Source organism: Candidatus Darwinibacter acetoxidans (genome assembly GCF_041936445.1).
Lineage (GTDB): Bacteria > Bacillota > Limnochordia > Darwinibacteriales > Darwinibacteriaceae > DTU010.
The window spans coordinates 21,117-44,025 of sequence record NZ_JBHGXH010000149.1; the positions used below are offsets into that span (position 1 = coordinate 21,117).

Consider the following 22,909-nt stretch of genomic DNA (forward strand, 5'->3'; position numbering starts at 1 on the left):
TGCCCGGCCCGCGAGGGCTATATAGAAGGAACTAGCTGCCAAGCTCCCCGGAAGTTCTGCGCAGAAGCTCCCGGGCATGTTCGCTGGTGACCTGCTCATCGGCGCTGCCGCCCAACATGCGGGTGAGTTCCACAACCCGCTCTTCAGGCCCCAGAAGCGAAGCCTGCACGATAGTCCGGCTTTGGCGGGTGGATTTCTGCACCGAATAGTGATGCGTGCCAAAACTGGCCACCACAGGCAGGTGAGTTACGCAGAGCACCTGGCGCAGCTCACCCAGGCTCCTGAGCTTCTCGCCCAGCTTAACCGCGGTGCGTCCGCCTAAGCCCGCATCCACTTCATCGAAGACGATGGTGGGAATCTCCTCCGCCTGGGCCAGCACGGTCTTCAGGGCCAAGAGCACCCGGGCTAGTTCACCCCCGGAGGCCACTTTGGCCAAGGGCTTGAGCTCTTCGCCCACGTTGGCGGCAAGCAGGAACTCAACCCTTTCCCGGCCCCCCAGGGCGGGGCTGCGGCCTTCCCTAGGCACAAAGTGCACCGCAAAGCGGGTGCCTTCCATGGCCAGATCCCTCAGCTCCTCCTTGACCCGCCGCTCCAGCTCCTGGGCCAGCTCCCGGCGGCGCTGCGTCAGCTGCTCCGCGCAGTGCAGCCAGTGCTCCTCCAAGCGCCGGCATTCCTCATCCAGACCCGCGGCCCTAACACCTGCCGTCTGGAGCACGGCCAGTTCGTCTGCGGCCCGCTGCCCGTAGCTGAGGATTTCCTCCACCGTACTTCCATATTTCCTCTTCAATCCGTCCAAAAGCGCCAGCCGCTCCTCGATGGCGTTGAGCCGTCCCGGGTCCGCGGGCAGGCCCTCCAAATAGCCCCGCAGTTCCCGGTGGAGCTCCTGTAGGTTGATGACCAGTTCTCCGTAGCGCTGGGCCAGCGGTTCCAGCTGCAGATCAAGCCTCGCGGCCCGGCCGAGTTCCCCCTCGATGGAAGAGAGCAGGTGCAGCAGGGGCTCGCCATCTCCCAAGCCTTCCCCCAAGAGGCCCACCGCCAGCTCCACAGCCTGGCGGATGCGGTCCAAGTTGGCCAGCCGGGAGCGCTCCTGTTCCAGCTGTCCATCTTCTCCGGGCTGCAGCTGCGCGGCGGTGATCTCTTCGATCTGGTAGGCTAGCAGATCCATCCGCCGGTTCCTCTCCCGCTCATCGCTCTCCAGGCGCCGCTTTTCCGCCTGGAGGGCCAGCCACTTTTTGGCCAATTCATCGCTTCTGGCCAGAAGACTCAATTGGTCCGGGCCCCCATAGCCGTCCAGCAGCTGCACATGGTTCTCCGGCCTTAAGAGGCTTTGGCTGTCGTGCTGTCCCACAATATCGACCAACTGGGCCCCTAAGGAGGCCAGCTGGCCCACGGTGGCCAGATGGCCGTTAATCCAGCACCTGCTGCGGCCGCTTGTGCTGATCTCCCTGGTGATGATCAGCTCCTCCCCCTCCAGCATGCCCCATGTTTCCAAAAGGGCAGCCGCGGCTGGGCTGGGGGTAAAGGCGCCGGAGATGAGGGCGCGCCCGGCTCCAGTGCGGATCACCTCGGTGGAGGCCCTAGCCCCCGTGAGCAGGCTCAGAGCATCGATGATGATGGATTTCCCGGCACCCGTTTCTCCGCTGAGCACACTGAAGCCAGAATAGAATGATAATTCCAAGTCCTCGATTAGGGCAAAGTCGCGAATCTGCAGCTCTTTGAGCATGCACTCACCTCTCCATGAGCTCTTGGATGCGGCTGAAGACAAGACCTGCGGGACCTTCCGGTTGGCTGGGCTTATTTTGAGGATCGTGGGTGAGAATCAGGATGCTGTCATCACCGGCTATGCTCCCAAGCATTTCCGGCCACTCCAGTTCATCTATGATGGCCGCCACCGCATGGGCCCCGCCGGGGTAGGTCTTGATCAGAATGAAAGGGCCGCTGAAGTCCACACTGCGCACATAGTCCCGGAAAATGCGGCGGGCGCGCCCCAAAAGATCCCCCATGGTCACGGTGGAGGGCAGGGAATACTTGTAGCCGCCCTGACCGTTGGGAACCTTAACCAAGCGCAGCTCTTTGATATCCCTGGAGATGGTGGCCTGGGTTACCCGGAACCCGTGGGCCTGGAGAAGCTCCATGAGGGCTTCCTGGGTCTCCACATTGTGCTGGCGCACCAGTTCCAAGAGCTTGCTCTGGCGCTTATGCTTCACGGATCCCACCTCCCATCTGCGGCATTCTCAGGCGAGAATGCAGTACTTGAAAAAAGCCCCGATCACCCAGCCGGGCGAATAAAGCCCACTGCCCTGCCCGCCGGATGGTCACCCGATCTCCAGTCAAGAGGGGAAAGCCATCGTGTCCGTCGATGGTCAGCATCACCGACTCACTGGCCCGGTTGAGGCGGATCTGCACCTCCACCTCGGGCCTGATCACCACGGAGCGGGCAGCCAAAGAATGGGCGCAGATGGGAGTGATGCAGATGGATTCCAGCAGGGGTTCGATGATGGGCCCTCCAGCTGCCAGGGAATAGGCGGTGGAGCCTGTGGGCGTAGCCACAATAACTCCGTCACCTACATAATCAGCAACTGGCTGTCCGTCGGCGAAAATACTGAACTCGATAATGCGGGCAAAGGTGCCCCGGGTCACCACAAAATCATTGAGGGCCACATGGCTGGCGATCTCCCGGCCTTCCCGCTCAATGCTGGCGCTGATCAGCATGCGCTTCTCGATGGTGAACTCCCCGGCCAAGAGCCTGTCCAGGGCGGGGAAGAGTCCATCGGTTTCCACTTCGGTCAAAAAGCCCAAATGGCCCACATTCACCCCAAAAACGGGCACCTGGACGTGGCTGGCCAGGCGCGCCGTGTTGAGCAGCGTTCCATCACCGCCCAAGACGATCACCAGGTCTACATGGGCCAGGTTATCCCGGCTGGGCGCCAAGATCACCCGGTGTTCCACACCCCGCTGGTCAAGGATGTGTGCCAGTTCGCGGCTGAGATCCATGGCTGTCTCTTTTCCCGTATGGGGTACGATTCCTATCCTCATCGACGTTCATCCTTTCCCTGACTGGCGGTCCCACCCGGCGCGGATAGCCTCGGCAACCACGTGGGAGGCGTCGCGCACCGCGGCCCCCAGGCGAAAATGGGCCAAAAATTCCAAATTGCCCTTCAGACCGCTGATGGGCGAGGGCTCAAAGCCCAAGAGCCCCAGATCCTGGCCCTGCAGTTCATTGACCAGCGGAGGCAGATAGGTCAAGTGGATCCTGGGGTCCTGGATCACCCCGTGCTTGCTCAAGCCCACGCCACCCGTTTCGAACTGGGGCTTGATTAAGGCGATCACATCGGCACCCGGCTTAAGAAGGGCCCGCACGTGGGGGAAGACCTTGGTGAGCGAAATAAAGGAAACATCTATCGTGGCTAAATCAGCCAGCTCCGGCAGCTGCTCGGGGGTGAGGTCCCGGATGTTGGTCTTTTCCATCACCACAACCCGGGGATCGCTGCGCAGCTCAGGCACCAGCTGATCCTGCCCCACATCTACCCCATAGACCTTCCTGGCCCCGGCCCGCAGCAGGCAGCTGGTGAAACCGCCGGTGGAAGCCCCCACATCCAGGGCGGTTCTGCCGGTCACCTCCACGGCGAAGACCTCCAGGGCCCGTTCCAGCTTCAGCCCAGCCCTGCTGGGATAGGGTAAGGGTTCTCCTAAGATTTCCAGCACCGCATCTGCGGGAGCCTGGTAACTGGGCTTGACAGCCTTAACGCCGTTCACCAGAACCTGGCCCTCGGCAATCAACTCCTTGGCCCGCTGCCGTGAGGGCGCCAGCCCCCGCCTGACCAACAGCTGATCCAGTCGGATCACTTGGCATCCCCACTTATGGCCACCCGCAATTTACGCCGGGAAACCGCTCTACGCAGGGCCTCGGCAACCTGCGGTGCGGTCAAGCCGTACTCCTGGTGAATGCGCTGGATGGAACCATGGGGAATGAAGCCATCGGGGTAGCCCAGGCGCTCCACCCTGCATGGGGGTTTGCCTGCGCCCATGTCCATAAGTACTTCGAGAACGCCGCTGCCAAACCCTCCAGCCAAGACGTGATCTTCCAGGGTGAACACGTATTTCTTCCCCTCCACCGCGCTGCGGACCACGGCCTGGTCCAGCGGCTTGAGGGTGCGCATATTCACGACAGAAAAACTCAGCTTTGGCTCCAAGCTTTCGGCGGCCTCCAGGGCCACATCCACCATGGGTCCGAAGGTGAAAACCACCCCATCACGGCCGGGTTTTACTTCCACGGCGGGAATGGGCTCTCGCGGGGCGAAGGGCCCCCGCGCGGCCAGGTTTCCGGCACTGCCCCGCGGGTAGCGTATGGCCACCGGCCCCTCCTGCGTGAGGGCCCAGGCCAGCATGGCCGCGAGCTCGCCGCCATCCCTGGGGGCCAGCAGGGTCAGACCCGGTACGGGACGCAGAAAGCTGATGTCGAAAACACCCTGATGGGTTGCGCCATCTTCCCCCACCGCACCGGCGCGGTCCACCGCCAGCACCACCGGCAGCCCCTGCAGGGCCAGATCGTGGATCACCTGATCGTAACCCCGCTGCAGGAAAGTGGAGTAAATGGCCACCACAGGGCGGAGGCCTTCCTTGGCCATACCCGCGGCCAAACCGAGGGCATGCTGCTCGGCAATACCCACATCGAAAAAGCGGGCGGGAAAGACTTGGGCAAAGGGTCCCAGCCCGGTACCGTCCCGCATGGCCGCGGTGATGGCCACAATCCTGGGATCCTTTTCCGCCAGCTGCACCAGGGTCCGGCCGAACACCTCGCTGAAGGTGGGACCGTTATCTTGGTCCCCGCTCCGGCTGGGGCCGACACCATGATAGCGGTGGGGATTTTCTTCGGCCAGAGCATGCCCCCTCCCCTTTTGGGTATGGACATGGATGAGCACGGGCCCCCGCCGCTGCATGCCGGCCCTGATGGCCCGCTGCAGCTCGGCGATGTTGTGTCCGTCGAAGGGACCCAGGTAGGCAAAGCCCAGTTCTTCAAAGAGCTGGCCAGGGAGCATGTGTTTCAGAGTGACTTTCACCCTATGGGCCAGCCTGGCCAGGGGCTGACCCACCAGGGGAACGCTGCGCAGGAAAGCTGCCAACCCCTCCCGGGCCTGGTAGAGCCCACTGTGGGAACGGATGCGGCCCAGATAATCGCTGAGGGCCCCCACGTTGTTGGTGATGGACATCTCGTTATCATTGAGGATCACGATAATGTCCCGGCCCAAGGAGCCGATGTGGTTCAGCGCCTCAAAGGCCATGCCCCCTGTGAGGGCTCCGTCCCCGATCACCGCCACCACCTGGTAGTCCTCGCCCCTCAGGTCCCGGGCAATGACCATACCTGCAGCCGCGGAAATGGAGGTAGAACTGTGTCCTACCCCGAAATGGTCGTATGCACTCTCGCTGGGAAGGGGAAAGCCCGAGAGCCCGCCCCACTGGCGTAAAGTGTGAAACCGGTCCTGGCGGCCGGTTAGCAGTTTGTGGGTGTAGCACTGGTGCCCCACATCCCAGATGATTTTGTCCCGCGGCGCGGAGAGGACCGAGTGCAGAGCCAAGGTAAGCTCCACCACGCCCAAATTGGCACCGAGATGCCCGCCGTTTTTCTCCACCGTGGAGACAATGATCTGCCGGATTTCTCCGGCCAGCTGCTCTAAGCTGCGCAGATCCAGCTGCTTAAGATCTTCCGGAGAATTGATGCGTGCCAAAAGTCCTTCGCCCATCTTGTTACCTCTTTTTGCTTTTCACCGTGAGGCCAGGCAGCCTCACCCCGATCTTCTCCAAGGAATAGAGTATGCGTCCCGCCACCAAGAGGATGGTGGTGGATTTGGAGATGGCCACTCCCTTGCCCAGGGCCTTACCACCCACCGTCACCGCGGCGATCAAGGCCACCATCAGTGTATTGGCCACCGTTTCCTGGAGCCGCGGCGACGCGCCCCGCAGCTGCAGCAGGATGGCCACACCCAGAGCTCCGCTGAGGGTACCCACCACATCACCCACCAGATCATTGCAGAAGGTGGAAACGCCGTCCGCGTGGCGCACCAGCAGGATGGCATGCCTGGCGCCTCGTACCCGGTTGGAAGCCATGGCATGAAAGGGCGCCTCCTCGCCCGCGGTGGCGGCAACGCCCAAAATGTCAAAAACTACACCTATAAGAATAATAAAAAGTAGTAACACCAAGCTCGCCGTCACCGGCATAATCGCTAGAACACTGTTACTACCCAGGTTAAATACTATGGAGACCACAAATGTCGTTAAGGTTAACGTAAGTACAGCCTTCCATCGGCCCATTACTCCGTGAAAACCTCTTTCTTATGTATACTGAGGTGAATGGCAGTGAACTGAGTAAAGATTGTGGCTTAGGTCCAGCAGGTTTTCCCAAAGATCTTCCAGTCCGTCACCGTAACTGGCGGTTTCCCCTTTCCGATCTTTTCGCTTGTCACCAACGCGAGGCTGGATTACCACTTAGACCACACCGTAATCCCCAGCTCACCTTCTCACTGAGAAACAGTCTAGGAGTTTTCCTCGACGCCATCCTTGTTTTCTAGTCTCTTTTGCAGTGATGGTTTCAAGGGTACTTCGCCTCCCGGCGAAAGACCGAGCTCCCTGGCCAGGGGAGCACAGCCCGCAAACCCTATCCCCCGATCACCACTCAAGACAGGCTACGCTGCACCCAACACTTAAGTACAACTAAGCTGCAAATGCGTATCGCGTGCAGGTTCAGTCCCAAGCCGTAGAAACGCGGTTTCCCTGTTTCCACGAGAATGGGTCTCCGTGGAGGGAGGGTCAACGCCTGCATGCCCTTGCAGATCGCCCTCCCACCTTAACCCTCAGCAGCAGCCCCCAACGGGGCGTCAGAAGCCGCCACCAAGGACTTCATCGATGTGCCAGCAACGGATTTTTAGGCCCGTGTTCAAAAACAAGGCAGGCGACTAGAATACTGCGCCATTCACCTCCAGGGTAATCTCATTATAGCATACTCTCTTCATGCGGGGCAAGCAAATGGCCCACGGACTAATGGGTGCGCTGGAGAATAAAGGAGGCCAACTCCCGCAGGAGCCCAGCCCGCTCAGGAAAGTCTTTCAGGGCCTCCAGGCAGTGCTCCACGCACTCCGCGGCCAAAGCCCGGGATCGTTCCAGCCCGTAGAGGCGGGGGTAAGTCTGCTTACCCAGGGACCGATCGCTGCCCACCGGTTTCCCCAAGCTCTGGGCATCACCCACTTCATCCAGGATATCATCGGTGATCTGGAAAGCTAAGCCAAACCATTCGCCGTAGCGGGTGATGGCCGCGAGCTCCTCCTCGCTGGCTCCGCCCAGAAGTGCCCCGCTGCGCAGCGCGGCCTTGAACAGCGCCCCGGTCTTGTGGGTGTGGATGTAGCGGAGGGTCTCTTCATCGGGGGTCTGCTCTGTGCTCAGCAGGTCCACAGCCTGTCCCCCCACCATCCCCCGGGATCCTGCGCCCAGGGCCAGCTCACCCACGATGCGCACCGCTGTTTCCGGAGACACCCCGTATTTTTCCGGCAGCCGGGCCAGTTCAGCAAAGGCTTCCGTCAGCAGGGCATCCCCGGCCAAGACGGCCATGGCTTCCCCGTAGACGATGTGGTTGGCGGGCTTACCCCGCCGGAAATCATCATCGTCCATACAGGGCAGATCGTCATGGATCAGGGAATAGGCATGGATCATCTCCACCGCGGCGGCTAGACCCGCAGCCTGGGCAGGGTCCCCGCCCACCGCGGCGCAGGCCCCCATGGCCAAAACGGCCCGGAGGCGTTTTCCGCCCCCCAGGGTGGAATAGCGCATGGCTTCATGCAGAACTTGGGGGAAGGTGTCCGCCGGGGGCAGCGCCTTATCTAAACTTGCCTCGACATCTTGGATCCAGCTGGACCACTCCCGGGAGAGGATCGTCACTCTTCTGCCACCTCCAGGGGTTGGATTTGTCCTTCCTTAATCATGATCTCGATTTTACCTTCCGCCTCATCCAGCTTATTGCTGCAGAAGCGGGCCAACTTGACCCCTTCTTCGAACAGGGTCAAGGACTCATCCAATGTGGACTCGCCCTGTTCCAGCAGGCGGACGATCTCTTCCAGTCGGGCCAGGGCCTCCTCAAATTTTAGCTCCTGGGCATTAGGCTCCGTCATGGAGAACTCTCCCTTCTACTCTGCACACTAAGCGCCCTTGATAGAGGGTTACGTTCACCGCATCCCCGCTGCTTACCTGCTCTGCACTGCGCAGCACACGCCCCTCTTCATCTGAGCAGATGGCATAGCCCCGGGCCAGGGTCTTGAGGGGGCTGAGCGTCTCCAGCTTCCCCGCAAAGGTGCCCAGCCGGCTGCGGCGTAAAGCCAGATTGTGGGTGGTGTGCAGACCCAGGCTGGTCACCAGGTCATCCACTCTCTGGCGCAGTTGATTCACCATAAAGTCGGGCCGCTTCAGGGCGGCACTCTTGGTCAGCTGAGCCAGGAATCTGCGTTCCGCGCCGATCTTCCGCCGCAGGGCAGCCGCCAAGCGGACCCCATACGACCCCACCGCAGCCCTCAGTTCGCTCTGGAGGGGCACCACCAGCTCCGCGGCGGCAGACGGGGTGGGGGCCCGGAGATCGGCCACGAAGTCGGCGATGGTGAAGTCGGTTTCGTGCCCCACCGCAGAAACCACGGGGATGGCGGATTGGGCTATGGCCCGGGCCAGCTGCTCGTCGTTGAAAGCGGACAGCTCCTCGAAGGATCCCCCTCCCCGGCCGATAATCAGCACATCGCAGTCTGTACCTTGGGCCAGCTCCAGGGCGTGGCGCAGACTGGCCGGCGCTTCTTCACCCTGAACTAAAGCGGGAAAGACCAGCACATTCACGCCGGGATGACGCCTGGTGAGCACGTGCAGGATATCCCGGAGCGCCGCCCCAGAGGGTGAAGTGATCACCCCCACTCGCCTGGGCAGCAGAGGCAGGGGCTTTTTGCGGGCCGGGTCGAAAAGCCCCTCCGCTTCCAGCTTGGCCTTGAGCTGTTCAAAGGCCAGGTGCAGCTCGCCGATTCCTTGGGGAAACAGCACCTCCACATAGAGCTGGTACTCCCCATTGGGTTCATAGACCCCCACCGAGCCCACTGCGATCACGGTGTCGCCGTTTTTGGGCAGGAACTTGAGCAGCCGGTTGCGGCTGCGGAACATCACCGCTTTGATCCGGCTGTGGGCGTCCTTCAAAGAGAAGTACATGTGCCCCGAGGAATGGTGGACGAAGTTGGAAACCTCACCGATAACAGCCAGGTTCTGGAAAACAGGATCGGCCAGGGCCGAGCTGATCATCCTGGTTAGTTCACTGACGGTGATGGGCTGCACCGGCATCCCCCTTTGCTTTGTGGTTAAGGCAGATAGAGCGCCCCTTCCCGCAGGGCACTGAAATAGGCGGCTCCCAAGGCATTGTCCACGCTGTAGCGGGGCGGCGCGAAGTACAAGCACCAGTTAGGCAATCTCCGCTGAAGCTCCCCCCGGATCAGCAGATTGGCCGCTACCCCGCCCACCAGCAAGAGCTCGCGGCAGTCTGTTCTCTCCTCCGCCCAGCGGATCCATTTCACCAGCGTCCTGGCGATGCCAAGCAGGCAGGAGCGCGCCAAGATCGCGGGCTCCACCTGGCCCACCATCCTCTCCAGGGCGGTGAGGGGACCGGAGAAACTCACCACCCCCTGCCGGTGAAAGGTGGGTACAGGTACCGTCTCCGTGGTCTCGTCCGCCAGCGCCTCCAAGGCAGGCCCAGCAGGAAAATCCAGACCCAGCCGTACCCCCAAGCGGTCCACAACCTGACCCGCATGCAGATCCAGCGTTCCGCCCCAGAGGTCTATGCCCAGGCGGTAGGTCTCACTGTTCCTCACCACATGCATAAGCTCGGTTGTTCCACCGGACAGGTGAATGGCGAGAAACTCACGGGCCTGGGGACCTGGAGCTGCGGCAATCCCGCTCCAGATGTGTGTTTCCTGATGGGAAAGCTCGTGGCAAGGCACGTGGAAAAAATCCGCCAGGCTCCGGGCCAAGCCCCGGCCTGGCAAAAACACGGGCATGTAGGAATCGTCCTGCGGTCGGGGCTGCACAGAAACGCCCAGAGCCGCCAGGGTATGGCCAGCCAAAGCCGGCCGCAGGGCTGAGGTGAGCTCCGGCAGATTCTTCACGTGTTGAAATAAAGCTTCTGATTGGCGCAGTCCCCGCGAACCAGAAGCTACTTGCAGCGGCAGGCGTTCATCGGCGATGATCTCCCCGTCCTCGCCCAGCAGACACATGGATGTTGTGTAGTTGCTGGTGTCAATGCCGAGAAAAACCCTCATGCAAAGCCCCCATCCCGGACCACGGTGCCAAGGAGCCCGTTGATGAACTTGGGTGATTCCTCATCGCCGAATTCCTTGGCCAGCTCTACGGCTTCGTTCACCGCCACCCGCACCGGGATTTCATCCATAAAAACGATCTCGTAGATCGCCAGCCGCAGAATGTTGCGATCCACAAAACCAAGCCGGTGTACCTGCCAACCCTTGGAGACCGCGGAGATCTGGGCATCAAGGGCGGGCAGCTTCTGCATTACTCCCCGCACGACCTCTTTCACATATTCCTGGTTGTCCACATCTAGTGCAGCATCGTCCAACCGCTGTTCCAGCGCGGTTTCCACGTCACTGTTGGCCAAGTCAATCTGGAACAGGGTCTGAAATGCAACTTGGCGTGCCAGCCTTCTACTCAAACGCGATCACCTCAAAAACCGACCCAAGAAACTGTCCGACCCCCTGGGGGAATCCAGCAGCGCTCCGAGATACAGCCCGGCGGCAACACAGAGCACCACGAACAAGCCCTTCAGAATCCCGTAGGCGATGATAATCCAACCAAGTATGAGACCGAGCACCGCACCGAAAATCTTCCCCATGTGGGCACTCAGTATGGCCACAAGCCTTTCCTTCATTGCGCACACACCTTTCTACGCTATCCCATGGAGTTCGGTGTCGGTTTTCTTGGAAATTCCCACCACTGATATGTCAATCTCCTGGATGACTACTCCCACCGTTTTTTCCACATATTCCTTTACGCTTTCCTGAATCTCTTCAGAAAGCTCCCCCAGATTGTGATCGGGATAAGCGGTGATTTTCAAAGTTACCTTCGGTTCCACCACATCTGTAAAGGAAGCCCGTACCTGCTGCACGCCGGGTATCTGACTGGCCGCCTCCACAATGAGGCTCTCCACGCTGTCGGCGCTGATGCGCACGGTACCTAGTTCCCGCTGGTAAACGATATACTTACTGGTATCCATCCTGCCGATCAAAACCACCAGATAGGCAGCTAAAAGCACCAGAATGAGGGCTACCAGGGAACCGTCAAAACCGAAGCTGGGCGAGTTCAGCCAAGCCACCAGCACGTCGCTGCCAAACAAGGTGGCCGCGGTCAAACCCGCAAAAATGACCAACACCAGTGCACTGATCCCAAGAAACACTCGGTCCAAAAGAGTCATCTTACTTCCCCCTAGAGGCGGGCACCTGCTCTTCTTCTACCTTTTCTCCCTTGTCTTCCTTCTTCTCTTGAGGAAACTGGACACCCAAAACGTGCAGATTAACTTCCATCACATCAAGGCCGGTCATAACCTCGATGGCGCGCTTCACGTTCTCCTGGATCTGCCGGGCGACTTCGGGAATGCTGTAACCATACTCGATGATCACAAAGAGGTCGACCACGCATTCGTGGGCCCCAACATCCACCTTGACGCCCTTGGACAGATTGCGGTGCCCCAGCATTTCCGCGATTCCTCCGGCAATCCCGCCACTCATACCGGCGACGCCCGGTACTTCAGTGGCAGCCAACCCGGCAATGATCCCCACTACTTCGTTGGCAATCTTCAGATCGCCCAATTCAGTGCGGCGTTCGTTTTCTGACATGTTCCACACCTCCTTAGGGTATTATACCAAACAATTCCTTATCCTACAATTTTCGATTCTGGGGCGATAGTGTCAAGGCACTGTAGGATCGAAGGTCCGTTCCCGCCCCTGTGACGAGCCAAGATATCATGTCGTTCTGATCAGAACTCGAACACTGCGTTGGATATGCGTCGCAACAATGGAGACCAACCCTTAGTGCCACTGGCAAGGGAAGGAATGTTACCTAGAGTCTCGCAACTTGAACCAACGGCTTTGGAAATCTGACGCACAGCCGCCGTAGGAACATGCTCTGAAGTAAACCCCTTCTTCCTCTGGGCGCTTTGCTCTATGTAAACCTGGGATAAATTGACTCCATTCGCGCGATGGACTCTCAAGTGGGCCATCTGGTTGGCCCCCAAGTACGACCATCCCATGGGTCGGCTGCTCAAGCGTGCGGACAAAACATGACTCACGTGGCCTTCCGCACTGCAACCGACAAGCAGTCTGTCGTATTTCCGCATAGCCCGGATACCGCTCCATTGGTTGTTGATGTATGTTTGGACTTCCGAAATGGCCTTCTTGCGAGATTCCTTTTCCGTCTCTTGGCGAAATGCCGCTAGAAGGCGGTTCATTTCTCGCTTCTTTCCGCTCAATACAGCTCCAAACAGGGCTTCCCTCTTTTCTTCGTCGGCACCTGCTGCCCTGAAAATGGCACGCCGCAGATGAAACCCGTCAAGTACATAGTGTGCACCATGAATGTACTCGGCTCCAGCCTTGATCCAAGGAACCCCATCACCGGAAATGAAGATGTATTTCGTCTGTTCGAGATCGTAAGTGGCCTCAAGATAGCGCCAAATGGTGTCCCAGATCACCTGTGACGCAGTACCAGGAGGAAAAGTGAAGTACTTCTTCCCAATCAGCTCATACCGATCCTTGCCGACTCTAACTCGTCCTTCATGGACGTAGACAAGACGTTGCTCAAAAGCACTAACACCTTTCTCTCGATGCGGAACATGGTCTTCATCGGCCTCAACGTACAGGATGCTGGCAACCTTCTTAACCTTAATTCTTTCCTTGAGCTCTATCTTCTCGGGCTGCAATTTTCGGACAATGTTGAGAACGGTCTGCCCTGATACTCTAATGCCCGTATGGGTTTCAAAGCTCTTACCCGCCTTGGCGTACGACCGGTCAACAGCTTCTTCTAACAAGTCCGCTTCCAGTAGGGTGTCGAGGCGTTGGTGAGGCTTGTATCCCACCAACCTATCTGCCAAATGCGCATGTTGTCCGGATTTCTTGTTCCGGAACAGTGTACGTTCATAGTGAACTTCACCAAAGGGTGAGAGGATGGTCTTGGGGTCTCGTCGTACGATAACCCAACCTTTCCTAAGCGGAAGGTTGTCGCGCAACTCCTGGTCAATCAACTCCAGTACCCGCTGCTGAATGGTACAGCAGATTCTGTTCAGACCATTTCGCAACGCCTGCTGAAAGGCCGGCATCCCCTTACCGGCCATAACCTCGGACACCGCTTCTTTGACAACTTCCTGAAAGGAAAACACTAGACTTTCATCGAATATTGCTTGCATAGAAGATCTCACCTCTGAGTACTTCGTACTCGTCTCCTGCAGGGACGGTGGGATCTTCTTCTATTTTCTTGAGTCAAACTCCTGTCCTACAGTAACTTTACACTAGCTTCTGGGGCAGCGGAGAGCCCCAGGCCACGGAACTAAAAAGGCCCCAAACCCACAGGTCTGAGACCCAAGGGAACTCAGCCTTAGACACTAGTCGTCTCATCAACGATGGTGATCCGCTCCATACTCAGTCCCGTCAAGCGGTGCACCAGTTCACCGATGCGGGCCGCCTCATCCCTGGTGAGGGTAACCGGTACCACCACCGTGATCGCTTCCTGGTCCAAAAGCACCAGGGCATCCAGATACCCCTTGGCCTTGAGCAGATTTTCAATTTCCGTTTCCCTGGTGATTCGCTCAATGAGCAGCTGGAGCTGAATCTGGGCTTCCTCCCTACGCTCCTCCTGCGTATGGGCATCGTAGGCGATGTTCTGCAGCAGTTCGATCTGCCTGCTGCGCATGCGCTCCCGTTCCAGTTTGTACTCGGCGAACTTGGTGGGTACCGTGCGCACCGTGACCGGCTCCACCACCACAACCTGCTCCACGCTGCTGGTGGGTTCGGCGGTCACCGCTTCTTCCGGCAAATCGCTTTCCACCCGGAAAATGTAAACCAAAGCCGCCAGCACCAAAACCATAATGACTAGATTCCGCAGGGCCTTCTTGCCCCGTACAACGTAAAACTTGGCCATTTTCCACCCTCCTATCTTTGAAAAACAACCTCAATGCGGTACATAGCCAGCTGCAGGGCAGTGGCCACGGCCTGGGCCACCGCCAGCCTCAGCTCGGCACTGGCCGGCGCATCCACCACCACCAGCACCCCCCTCACTTGGGGCTCAATCTGCTCCAGCACCAGGGGAATTTCCCGGCGGTCCGCATCACTGCGGAGGATAACAGGTGTTGAAGTGAACCGCCTCTCCACCGAACCCTCTGGTCCCGTGCGCACCTCTTCGGTGACGTTTCGGGCCACCTCCAGCCTGGCCCCCCGGTCCATGGTCAAAAACACGGAGCAGCGCTTCCCCCCCAGCATCATGTTGAGAATGTCCGTGAGCTCTTTAGCCAGGCGCTCACCCAGATCCCCAGGCCCTTCCGAAGGCTGCGGAGCAGGCGGTGCTGTGTACGACTGGGGCCCTGGCGACGGCTGAAGCAGAAGCAGGCCCGCTCCCATCACCAGAATCACCGCCAGCCAGGGAAGTATCCTTTTCTGCCGCTCGGTCAAGCGATTCCAGAGTTCACCCATGGCCCACCTCCTCACTACGGCCAGGGCAGCACGGCGATGTGCCCGGGGGAAACCCGCAAAAGCGCGGCTGCCGTTTCCTGAACATCCAGCCTCAGGTGGGGCTCGTATGGTTCCAGGAAAATCCGCACACTCTGGGCCCCGCTGCCCTGAGGGGGCAGGTCCGCCTGGACCTTCTGCACCCCTGGGAGGGCCGCCAAAGCCTTTTCCAGTTCAGCCGCGAACTGCTGATCATGCTCCTGCCACAGGACCTGGATCCCTGCCCACTGCAGCCGCTCCGCGGAGAGCTCCACCTCAGGGGCGACATCTGTTCCGCGCAGCCAGGCCAAATCTACCCCCAGCAGGTCCTGGTTCACCAGCAGCACCAGGGGCTGCAGGACGGCCAGCATCAGGCACAACCCCAGCACCAGTTTGGCAAACCTGGCCAGCTCCCCCGGGGGGAGCAGCAGCTCCGACACACCCAGAAGAACCACTAGACTTAACAGCGTTTGCAGCCACTGTTTCCAGTACATCGACTTCACCTCATGAAAACGGCTAAGTTACCTATGCCCACCAGGATGGTAATGGCCAGGAAGAACATGAGTGCGGCGGTACCCAGGGCAATCATCACCAAGACCAAAGAACTCTCCAACACTGCCAAGGCCTGCAGCAGGCGCCGATCACTGATGGGTTCCAGCAGGGCACCCACCAGCTTGTAGATGAACACCATGGCCAGGACCTTGAGCAGGGGAGCTGCCATCAGGCAGAGGATCATCACCAGGCCAAAGATACCCACGGCGTTTTTGATCAACAATGACCCGCCCACAACCACCTCCAGGCTGTCGGCGAACATGCCGCCGGCAATGGGAATGAAGGCCTTGGTCAAGTACTTGGCTGTGCGCAGCGAGATGCCATCTGTAATGGGGGCAATGGCGCCCCGCACCACCATGAAGCCGGAGAAGACGATGAACATAACTCCGAGAATAGTGATCACCGCCTGCCTGAGCAGGCCGCCCAGCTTGGGGAAGGCGAACTCGCTGCTGAAGCTGCTCACCAGGGAAAAGGCGGTGCTGAGCAGGATCAAAGGAAGCAGCAGGTGCTGCACCAAGCTGGCGATGGTGGTCACCAGGGCCCAGAGCAGAGGATGAAACACCGCAGCGGAAGTCACTCCCCCCACCGCGACTAAGAGTGTGGCCAACATGGGCAGGAGGGAATGCATAAAACTCACCATGGTATCCACTGTCTCCTGGGCAATGCCGGCCGCCAAGCGGAAACTCTGCAGCCCCAAAAGGACCAGGACGAAAAAACAAACGGCAAAGGCCAGATCCACCACCATCTTGCTGCCAAAGGAAGTGCTCAGTCTCTGGAGCAAAGCGGCTAAAATGCCAATCACCAGAAGCTGGCGCAGGAGGGCTAGGCTGAGGCTCAACTCCCCCAAGAAGCTTTGCAGCAGCAGTGCCAGAAGCTCCCCCACAGATCGGGAGGTGGTGGCCCCCGCGGTGAGATCCCGCCAATGGAGGCTGGGCACCAGCTCCCGGTAGCCCTCCTCCAAAGTTTCTGTAAAGCGCAGCAGCTGCCCCAAATCCAGCTCTTCCAGCTGGGCCCGGATGGACTCTTGGAAAAGCTCCTGAGCCTGCCCGCAGCTGCCCATGCACAGGAGGACCACAAGTAAACCGGCGGCAAGCACTCTAGCCACGGCCGCCACCTTCTACAGGCCCAGGAGGCCAAACAGGGTCTGGACGATGGCCTGGAGCAGAGGCAGGCCGATGATGAGGATGACCAGCTTCCCCGCGAGTTCGATCACCGCAGAAATGGCCGCCTCCCCCGCTTCTTGGCTGACCTGCACCCCGAAGGAGGTGACATAGGCCACCCCAATGGTCTTGAGCACCGGGTTGAGATAGAAGGAGCCGATGGAGCCTTCCCGGGCCAGGGCAGTTAAGGCCTGCACCACGCTGGCAACTTCCGGCATAAGAATCAGCAGCACCACTCCGGTAAAGGCCACGGCCAGCAAAACCGCCCAGGAGGGCTGCTCTTCCCGAAACTCCGCTTGAAAAACCGTCAGCGCTATACCCACACCCACCACCAGGGGAAGCCAGAGCACAGCCTTCACCACCTAAAGACCGATTCCACATGGGAGAACAGCTGGCCCACCATCTGCACCAGCCACAAAAGCACGATGATAACCCCGGCCAAGCTCAGCATCTGGGCTTGTTCTTTGCGGTCCGCCTGCACCAGGAAAATGTTGAGCACCGCCACCAAAATGCCTAGGCCGGCGATGCGGTAGATCGGAGATAAGTCGGTCAACGCCCATCCCTCCTAAACCAAGAGCAGCACGAGGAGCAGTCCTGCGCCGAAGCCCAAATACTGCCAGAGGCGCAGGTGTTTTTCTTGATCCCGTTCCGCCGCGGCCAGCGCCTGTTCCAACCGGTAGAGCAGCTGTTTGAGGTGTTTGCTCTGTTCCGCGGCGTCGCTGCGGCCGAGAACCTTTCCGCAGGCGTGGAGTTCTTCCAGTACCTCAGGGGGCAGGCCGTCCTGCGCCAAAATGGCCAAGCCCTGGTCCCAGATGGAGGCAAAACTCTCGCCGGTGCCGGCGGTCAAAGCCTCCTTGAGCTCTGTGAGGAATCTGCCCACGGCACCTGAAAAGTGGGCGGCCTGCCCGGCGATGAGCTTGGGCAGGGTGGTGCGGGCGAAGTGGATCTCCGATTCCAGGAGCTGGACAAAGCGGATCAGTTCCCGCAGATGGTGTACCCGCTGTTTGTAGCTGCCAGCGATGATGAGGCCCATCCCCCCGCAGGAAAAAATGATCAGGGCCGCGGCTAAGCTCTTCATATCCTCACCCCTGTCCTCCTATGCTTATGACCGCTATCCGATTCTTAGAACCGACTCCACTGTCCCGGGGCCCAGGCGGCGGGAGAGGATCACCACCAGCTCAAAAACGCCTAAGCCGTCCTTGAGCCAGCTGCGCCTTTTCACCTGCTCCCAGCCCTCCCCGTGGCAGGTGGCCATGACCTTGACACCGCTGCGGGCCAGTTCAGCCAAGATCCAACCATCTCTCTGTTGGCCGATCTCATCGGTGACCACAACCTGTGGGGCCAGGGCCCTGAGGGCGTGCTGGACGCCCAGTTCCTTGGTGTAACCGTCTAGTACATCTGTCTGGAGCCCCACATCCAGTTGGGGCACGCCCTGGTAGGAAGAGGCGATTTCCGAACGCTCATCGATGACCACGACTTGAAAACCCGCCCCAGCCACCTGGCGGGTGAGATCCCGCAGCAGGGTCGTTTTGCCGCACCCCGGCGGAGAGACGATCAAAGTGGAGAGCACCCGCTCCCCGGGGCGGGGTACCACCTGCTTGATCACGGAGTCAGCCGCCCCCAAGACCTCCCTGGCCCGCCGGAAGTTCAGGGAAGAGATGCTGCGGATGGTTTTCAGGCTGCCGCCGCTGTACACCGCTTGGCCGGCGATGCCCACTCGATGCCCGCCGGGGAGGGTCAAATAGCCGCCTAGGATTTCCTGTTCCCAGGCGTACCAGGAGCTTTCCGTGATCAGCTGCAGCGTGCGCTCCAGATCGTCCCCGGTGACCAGATAGGCCCGGCTGGACGGTGCAGGCTGCGCCTGGGGCGAGAGGTAGAAATAACCGGTTCGGTCCTTGAGCATCAAGGGCCGCTGGAGCCGCAGACGCACTTCCTCCAGTTCCCCCAGGGGGGCCCGGCTCACCAGTTCCCTGATGGCAGGGGCTAGAAACTTAAGCATGTAGCCCACCTCTACCGCACTATATGAGCAGAGGGGACAAGTTATGACAAAAAAAGACTGCCCCTTAACCGGGCAGCCTCGCTGATCTTAGGTACTAGTCTCTTCTTATTCCTCTTCTTCAGGCTCGGTGTCTTCGTTGAAGACCTCTTCTAAGTCTTGGAAATCATCGGTTTCAACGACCACGGCACCACAGCGCTGGCAGCGGATCTGGATTCCCTCATCAAACAGGAAGTCCTCATCAAACCTCATCACATACCCGCATTCGGGGCACTCCGCTTCGGCATAGGACTCCTCATCATCGTCCCACTCCTGGGGATAGTACTCATCCTCATCCGCGAAAAACTCATCTTCCAGGTAGGCCAGGTCGAAATCCACTTCCTCCAGATACTCTTCCAGCTCCCTTTGGGCTTGCTTCAGCTCTTCCACATCCGCGGCCAGCTGCTCTAGGATCTGCAAAACCCTGGAAAACAGAAAAGTGGCTCGACCTTCCTCCGGCGGCGACTCTCCGTCAATCACCCCGCGCAAGTATGCGATCTTCTCCTTTACGGTCTCCAACAAATCCACCTCCTAATTCTTCTGCCTGATTAAGCCCGGGAGAGATACTCCCCTGTCCTGGTATCCACCTTCACCATATCGCCCTGTTCCACAAAGAGGGGCACCTGCACCGTGATACCCGTCTGCAGCGTAGCCGGCTTGGTGGCACCCTGTGCGGTATCGCCTTTGAAGCCCGGCTCGGTATGGACAACCTCTAACACGACTGTTGTGGGCAGTTCCACGCCCACCGGCTGACCCTGGTAAAACTGGATGCCGATGGTCATGTTCTCAATAAGGTATTTCGGGGCATCCCCCAGGTCGTCCTTGGTCAGGGAAATCTGATCATAGGTTTCCATATCCATGAAGAAATAATCATCGCCGGTGCTGTACATAAATTGCATTTCCTTCAGCTCGATATGGGCGCGGGCCACCTTCTCGCCGGCCCTGAAGGTCTTTTCCACAGTGTTCCCGCTGCGCAGATTTTTCAGTTTGGTCCGCACAAAGGCCGCGCCCTTGCCCGGCTTCACATGGAGAAACTCCACGACACTGTAAATTTCACCGTCCACCTCGATGGTGAGTCCTGTGCGCAAATCGTTCACTGAGATCATAGCCGCTTCCTCCTATTCCACCACATACAGTTCTTTGAAGCTGGACGTCAAGACCTCGTGGCCATCTTCGGTGACCACCACCAAGTCTTCGATCCGTACCCCGCCAAAGCCAGGCAGGTACACGCCGGGTTCCACAGTCACAATCATCCCGGGCGCCAGCACCGTCTGATCGGTCTTGGAAAGCCGCGGGTTTTCGTGGACCTCCAGGCCCACACTGTGCCCCAGGCCGTGCCCGAAATAGTCGCCGTAACCCGCTTCGGCAATGATCTCCCGGGCAATGGCATCGATTTCCGCCCCGGTTTTTCCTGGCGCCACAGCCTCCACGGCCTCCACCTGCGCCTTGAGTACCAGATCATAGATGAGCAGATGCCGCTCCTCGGGCTCGCCGATGACGATGGTCCTGGTCATATCGGAGCAGTAGCCGTTCACCACGCAGCCGAAGTCCATCACCACGAAATCGCCATAGCTCAAGATGCGTTCCCCGGGCCGAGCATGGGGCAGGGCACTCTGGGGGCCAGAGGCCACAATGGGGGCAAAGGACATGGCGCTGGCACCTTTCCGGCGCATGAGATACTCCAATTCCAAGGCGATCTCCCGCTCCGTGCGGCCAGATTTGATGTTGGGCAACAGCTCGGCAAAGGCTTCATCTCCGATCTGGGCCGCGCGGCGGATGTGCTCGATTTCAGCGGGGGTCTTGCACATGCGCAGCTCTTCCACCCAGCCGCTGCTCCCCTTAAGCTCCACCGCAAACCTATCCTGCCACTCCCTGAGCTGCTTGACGGTGACATGCTCCTCTTCAAAAACGATGCTGCGGATATTTTCCCCCTTGATCAGCTCTTCTAGTGCATCATTGTACGTCTCAATCCTGATCAGTTCCCAACCAGGGCATTCCGCCTTTACTTGTTCCACATAACGAAAGTCGGTCAAAATGGCCTGCTTCGTGCTGGAAATCCAGACCAGGCCGGCAGAACCGGTGAAACCCGTTATGTAGCGTCTGTTGACGGGATTGGAGATAAGGAAAACATCTGCGCCTTCAGCCTGCAGACGCTCGCGAATCCGGGCTACTCGCTCCATACTCGACCTCCTAAATGGCAGTTGATAACTGTCTTTTCTATCCCTTTTATGGAAACTCCTGCCTTACTCCGCAATTGGCAAAAGAAAAACCCCATCTGGGATTGGGGTTTTAGGCTTTGGGCTGGAAATACAAGGTAACGCTCACGGTCTCCTTGTTCTTATGTACCGTCAAATCCGCCAGGGAATAGTCCTTCAGTTGGGGATGGGTGCGCTTGAGCTCCTGCACCGTCTGGCGGATGTCTCCCAGAAACTGCCCGCTGGACTCAAACACAACGGCTGTTTCATAGACAAAGGGCTGCACAGCATCATCCTCCCTGACCCATTTGATACTAACAGTATGTGCAGGGAGGACAAGCTTTATGCCTAAAAACGATCTATTTTTTCCGTCCGATCAAGTTGGGCCTAATGAAGTGCTTCACGCCCACCGGGATATGGAGCCGCAGCTTAAAAGGGGTCTTCCGGGCGGAAACCCAGCCTAACCCACTGATCAGCAAATCTTCCCCCGGCCTAAGGCAAACGGGGCGCTGTTCCCAACGGGCGAAGGCGGAATCCCGCTGCAGCCACTTTTCCAGATGCTTGAGGCTGGATTTATGCCAGTGTACACCTGAGCCGGTGAAGCCCAGAAGGAGCCCTCCCTCCCCCGCTTCCAGACATTCCACTACGCACAAGCCCGCGATCAGAACTAGATCACCTGGGCCCACGGGGTAAAGATGGGACGAGATGCTTTTGTGGGGGATGATCTTCACCGCCTGCTCCGCCCCCACCAGGTCGCTGATCCGGCCCCGGGGGACAAAGCCCGGGGAATCGCCCAAGGTAATCCCTGGACAGTGCCATTGGGAGACGCTCACCGTCGTGCCCGGATAGGGGCTGATGGTGGGTTTGATCCCCCGGCGCTGGCCTCCGCCGATGCGCATTCGCAAAAGGCGCTCCAACACGCTTGATTTTCCCACATTGGTCACGCCCACGAAGAGCACCCGGCTGCCCAGGCCCTCCACCCGATCCGCCAGGGCGGGAAAGCCCCAGCCGGTAACGGCGCTGATCAGGCAGACCTCTACCCCAGGCAGGCCCAAATCCTTAAGGCGGCGGCGGGCCCACCGCTCCACTTCATCCAGGGGTGTCTGGGGTGGAAGGAGGTCCACCTTGTTCACGGCCACAAGCAGCTCGCGGCCCTGCAGCAGGCGGATAAACTCTGGAGGCAGCCCCGATTCAAAATCCAGGATGTCCACCACCAGGACCACCCCTTGGGCCCAGTCCAGACCGTGGGCGATGGACTGGAGGGCCTGGTCCGCCTGGACTGCCCCCAGTTCATGGCGGCCGTAATGGATAATCCTGTAGCACCGCTGGCAGATGATGGAACCCCCCTCTTCCAGCAGGTGTTCCGGCACATAGCCGAATTTTTCCGGATCTGTGCTTTGGATTTTGGCTCCGCAACCCTGGCAGTACAGTTCCCGCATTTTATTCGCTCCCCAGCCGAGATCTAAGGGCTGCTTTGTCGATGAGTCCAAGCCGCGCTAATCTTCCCAGTGCCTTCCGCTCCAGGCGGCGCATGATTTTCGTCATGCCCAGCTCCGTTGTGCTCAGGGGATTGACCAAAACGGTAAGAAGTCCCAGGCGGTTCCCTCCGAAGACGTCGGTAAAAAGCTGGTCGCCCACCACAGCCACCTGCTCCGGCGGTAGACCCAAGAGGGCCAGCCCCCGGCGAAACGCCCTGGCCAGGGGCTTCATGGCCCGGGGTACGGCGGGGATGTCCAAGAGGTCGGCAAAGCTTTTGGTCCGCTCTGGCAGGGCGTTGGAAACCAGGCAGATGCGGAACCCCTCCGCCTTGGCCCGCCTGATCCACTCCACCAAAGCCTGATCGATTTGGGGATTGCCCCAGGGAACTATGGTGTTGTCAATATCCACCAGCAGGCCCGCTATACCGCGGCGCCTCAGGTCAGCTAGATCCACATCCAGCACACTGGGATAGATGGCATCGGGAATGAGTAACTTCATCCAACTGCAGCTCCACTTCACTTAATGTCCATCTATTATACCACACTCCCAGTTCAGGAGAAAATAGCCAAAGGGCTCGATAGCGTCAAGGCTCATTGTAGAATGAAATGCAACACGAAGAAATGAATGGAACCACAGCCAGAAACCCTGTATGATGTTGGTAACCAAACTAACACGATACGGAGGGTTTAGCTATGGTTCCTGAACATAAGAATACCACATCTCGCC

Annotated in this window: 29 protein-coding genes; all 29 read right to left on the reverse strand. The window is 59.2% G+C overall.

All coding sequences use genetic code 11. The features are described 5' to 3' along the window. Nucleotides 1-31: 31 nt before the first annotated feature. Nucleotides 32-1,723, reverse strand: coding sequence for a DNA repair protein RecN (gene recN, locus ACE4YL_RS05420; protein ID WP_461360203.1), 1,692 nt, complete (start codon nucleotides 1,721-1,723; stop codon nucleotides 32-34). A 4-nt stretch (nucleotides 1,724-1,727) separates the two neighbouring features. Beyond that, nucleotides 1,728-2,207, reverse strand: coding sequence for an arginine repressor (argR, locus tag ACE4YL_RS05425; protein ID WP_461359430.1), 480 nt, complete (start codon nucleotides 2,205-2,207; stop codon nucleotides 1,728-1,730). After that, the gene (locus ACE4YL_RS05430; RefSeq protein ID WP_461359431.1) at nucleotides 2,197-3,036 is read right to left on the reverse strand and encodes an NAD(+)/NADH kinase; all 840 of its coding nucleotides are present in this window, start codon (nucleotides 3,034-3,036) and stop codon (nucleotides 2,197-2,199) included. The genes argR and ACE4YL_RS05430 overlap by 11 nt, the downstream gene beginning before the upstream one ends. 6 nt (nucleotides 3,037-3,042) lie before the next feature. Beyond that, complete coding sequence (locus ACE4YL_RS05435; RefSeq protein WP_461359432.1) at nucleotides 3,043-3,846, reverse strand: TlyA family RNA methyltransferase; 804 nt, start codon at nucleotides 3,844-3,846, stop codon at nucleotides 3,043-3,045. Further along, the gene (dxs, locus tag ACE4YL_RS05440; protein WP_461359433.1) at nucleotides 3,843-5,741 is read right to left on the reverse strand and encodes a 1-deoxy-D-xylulose-5-phosphate synthase; all 1,899 of its coding nucleotides are present in this window, start codon (nucleotides 5,739-5,741) and stop codon (nucleotides 3,843-3,845) included. Before dxs ends, ACE4YL_RS05435 begins: the two co-directional genes overlap by 4 nt. A gap of 4 nt (nucleotides 5,742-5,745) precedes the next feature. After that, nucleotides 5,746-6,105, reverse strand: a complete 360-nt coding sequence (locus ACE4YL_RS05445; protein ID WP_461359434.1) for a hypothetical protein — start codon at nucleotides 6,103-6,105, stop codon at nucleotides 5,746-5,748. Between the two features lie 927 nt (nucleotides 6,106-7,032). Beyond that, the gene (locus ACE4YL_RS05450) at nucleotides 7,033-7,926 is read right to left on the reverse strand and encodes a polyprenyl synthetase family protein (protein WP_461359435.1); all 894 of its coding nucleotides are present in this window, start codon (nucleotides 7,924-7,926) and stop codon (nucleotides 7,033-7,035) included. Beyond that, a complete protein-coding gene (gene xseB, locus ACE4YL_RS05455) occupies nucleotides 7,923-8,156 on the reverse strand; it encodes an exodeoxyribonuclease VII small subunit (protein ID WP_461359436.1) in 234 nt (77 codons plus the stop codon). Before xseB ends, ACE4YL_RS05450 begins: the two co-directional genes overlap by 4 nt. Continuing rightward, nucleotides 8,143-9,351 (reverse strand): exodeoxyribonuclease VII large subunit, encoded by a 1,209-nt coding sequence (gene xseA / locus ACE4YL_RS05460; protein WP_461360204.1) that lies wholly within the window; start codon nucleotides 9,349-9,351, stop codon nucleotides 8,143-8,145. Before xseA ends, xseB begins: the two co-directional genes overlap by 14 nt. Nucleotides 9,352-9,368: 17 nt before the next feature. Next, nucleotides 9,369-10,322, reverse strand: a complete 954-nt coding sequence (locus ACE4YL_RS05465; RefSeq protein ID WP_461359438.1) for a Kae1-like domain-containing protein — start codon at nucleotides 10,320-10,322, stop codon at nucleotides 9,369-9,371. Continuing rightward, nucleotides 10,319-10,726: a transcription antitermination factor NusB gene (nusB, locus tag ACE4YL_RS05470; RefSeq protein WP_461359439.1), complete on the reverse strand. Its 408-nt coding sequence runs from the start codon at nucleotides 10,724-10,726 to the stop codon at nucleotides 10,319-10,321. Before nusB ends, ACE4YL_RS05465 begins: the two co-directional genes overlap by 4 nt. A gap of 6 nt (nucleotides 10,727-10,732) precedes the next feature. Then, nucleotides 10,733-10,942 (reverse strand): DUF2273 domain-containing protein, encoded by a 210-nt coding sequence (locus ACE4YL_RS05475; protein ID WP_461359440.1) that lies wholly within the window; start codon nucleotides 10,940-10,942, stop codon nucleotides 10,733-10,735. A gap of 15 nt (nucleotides 10,943-10,957) precedes the next feature. Beyond that, nucleotides 10,958-11,485, reverse strand: a complete 528-nt coding sequence (gene amaP / locus ACE4YL_RS05480) for an alkaline shock response membrane anchor protein AmaP (RefSeq protein WP_461359441.1) — start codon at nucleotides 11,483-11,485, stop codon at nucleotides 10,958-10,960. 1 nt (nucleotide 11,486) lies between these two features. After that, complete coding sequence (locus ACE4YL_RS05485) at nucleotides 11,487-11,906, reverse strand: Asp23/Gls24 family envelope stress response protein (protein ID WP_461359442.1); 420 nt, start codon at nucleotides 11,904-11,906, stop codon at nucleotides 11,487-11,489. Between the two features lie 140 nt (nucleotides 11,907-12,046). Further along, nucleotides 12,047-13,468: an ISLre2 family transposase gene (locus ACE4YL_RS05490; protein ID WP_461365088.1), complete on the reverse strand. Its 1,422-nt coding sequence runs from the start codon at nucleotides 13,466-13,468 to the stop codon at nucleotides 12,047-12,049. A 188-nt stretch (nucleotides 13,469-13,656) separates the two neighbouring features. Then, nucleotides 13,657-14,199 carry a SpoIIIAH-like family protein gene (locus tag ACE4YL_RS05495; protein ID WP_461360206.1) on the reverse strand — a complete coding sequence of 181 codons (543 nt, stop codon included), beginning with the start codon at nucleotides 14,197-14,199 and terminating at the stop codon, nucleotides 13,657-13,659. 11 nt (nucleotides 14,200-14,210) lie between these two features. Further along, entirely contained in the window at nucleotides 14,211-14,747 is a 537-nt protein-coding gene (locus ACE4YL_RS05500) for a hypothetical protein (protein ID WP_461358971.1), read from the reverse strand. Nucleotides 14,748-14,761: 14 nt separating this feature from the next. After that, the gene (locus tag ACE4YL_RS05505; protein WP_461358970.1) at nucleotides 14,762-15,256 is read right to left on the reverse strand and encodes a stage III sporulation protein AF; all 495 of its coding nucleotides are present in this window, start codon (nucleotides 15,254-15,256) and stop codon (nucleotides 14,762-14,764) included. A 5-nt stretch (nucleotides 15,257-15,261) separates the two neighbouring features. Further along, nucleotides 15,262-16,419 (reverse strand): stage III sporulation protein AE, encoded by a 1,158-nt coding sequence (spoIIIAE, locus tag ACE4YL_RS05510; RefSeq protein ID WP_461358969.1) that lies wholly within the window; start codon nucleotides 16,417-16,419, stop codon nucleotides 15,262-15,264. Between the two features lie 12 nt (nucleotides 16,420-16,431). After that, nucleotides 16,432-16,824 (reverse strand): SpoIIIAC/SpoIIIAD family protein, encoded by a 393-nt coding sequence (locus ACE4YL_RS05515; RefSeq protein ID WP_461358968.1) that lies wholly within the window; start codon nucleotides 16,822-16,824, stop codon nucleotides 16,432-16,434. A gap of 5 nt (nucleotides 16,825-16,829) precedes the next feature. After that, entirely contained in the window at nucleotides 16,830-17,027 is a 198-nt protein-coding gene (spoIIIAC, locus tag ACE4YL_RS05520) for a stage III sporulation protein AC (RefSeq protein ID WP_461358967.1), read from the reverse strand. A gap of 12 nt (nucleotides 17,028-17,039) precedes the next feature. Further along, complete coding sequence (locus ACE4YL_RS05525) at nucleotides 17,040-17,552, reverse strand: hypothetical protein (protein ID WP_461358966.1); 513 nt, start codon at nucleotides 17,550-17,552, stop codon at nucleotides 17,040-17,042. A gap of 33 nt (nucleotides 17,553-17,585) precedes the next feature. Then, entirely contained in the window at nucleotides 17,586-18,473 is an 888-nt protein-coding gene (gene spoIIIAA / locus ACE4YL_RS05530) for a stage III sporulation protein AA (protein ID WP_461358965.1), read from the reverse strand. Between the two features lie 105 nt (nucleotides 18,474-18,578). Further along, a complete protein-coding gene (locus ACE4YL_RS05535) occupies nucleotides 18,579-19,028 on the reverse strand; it encodes a CD1247 N-terminal domain-containing protein (protein WP_461360207.1) in 450 nt (149 codons plus the stop codon). A gap of 29 nt (nucleotides 19,029-19,057) precedes the next feature. Beyond that, nucleotides 19,058-19,615 (reverse strand): elongation factor P, encoded by a 558-nt coding sequence (gene efp, locus ACE4YL_RS05540; RefSeq protein ID WP_461358963.1) that lies wholly within the window; start codon nucleotides 19,613-19,615, stop codon nucleotides 19,058-19,060. A gap of 12 nt (nucleotides 19,616-19,627) precedes the next feature. Next, complete coding sequence (locus tag ACE4YL_RS05545) at nucleotides 19,628-20,689, reverse strand: M24 family metallopeptidase (protein ID WP_461358962.1); 1,062 nt, start codon at nucleotides 20,687-20,689, stop codon at nucleotides 19,628-19,630. Between the two features lie 109 nt (nucleotides 20,690-20,798). Continuing rightward, nucleotides 20,799-20,990, reverse strand: a complete 192-nt coding sequence (locus ACE4YL_RS05550; protein ID WP_461358961.1) for a hypothetical protein — start codon at nucleotides 20,988-20,990, stop codon at nucleotides 20,799-20,801. Between the two features lie 73 nt (nucleotides 20,991-21,063). Continuing rightward, the gene (locus ACE4YL_RS05555) at nucleotides 21,064-22,143 is read right to left on the reverse strand and encodes a GTPase (RefSeq protein ID WP_461358960.1); all 1,080 of its coding nucleotides are present in this window, start codon (nucleotides 22,141-22,143) and stop codon (nucleotides 21,064-21,066) included. Nucleotide 22,144: 1 nt separating this feature from the next. Next, on the reverse strand, nucleotides 22,145-22,681 hold the full coding sequence (locus ACE4YL_RS05560; protein ID WP_461358959.1) for a YqeG family HAD IIIA-type phosphatase: 537 nt from the start codon (nucleotides 22,679-22,681) through the stop codon (nucleotides 22,145-22,147). Between the last annotated feature and the right edge of the window lie 228 nt (nucleotides 22,682-22,909).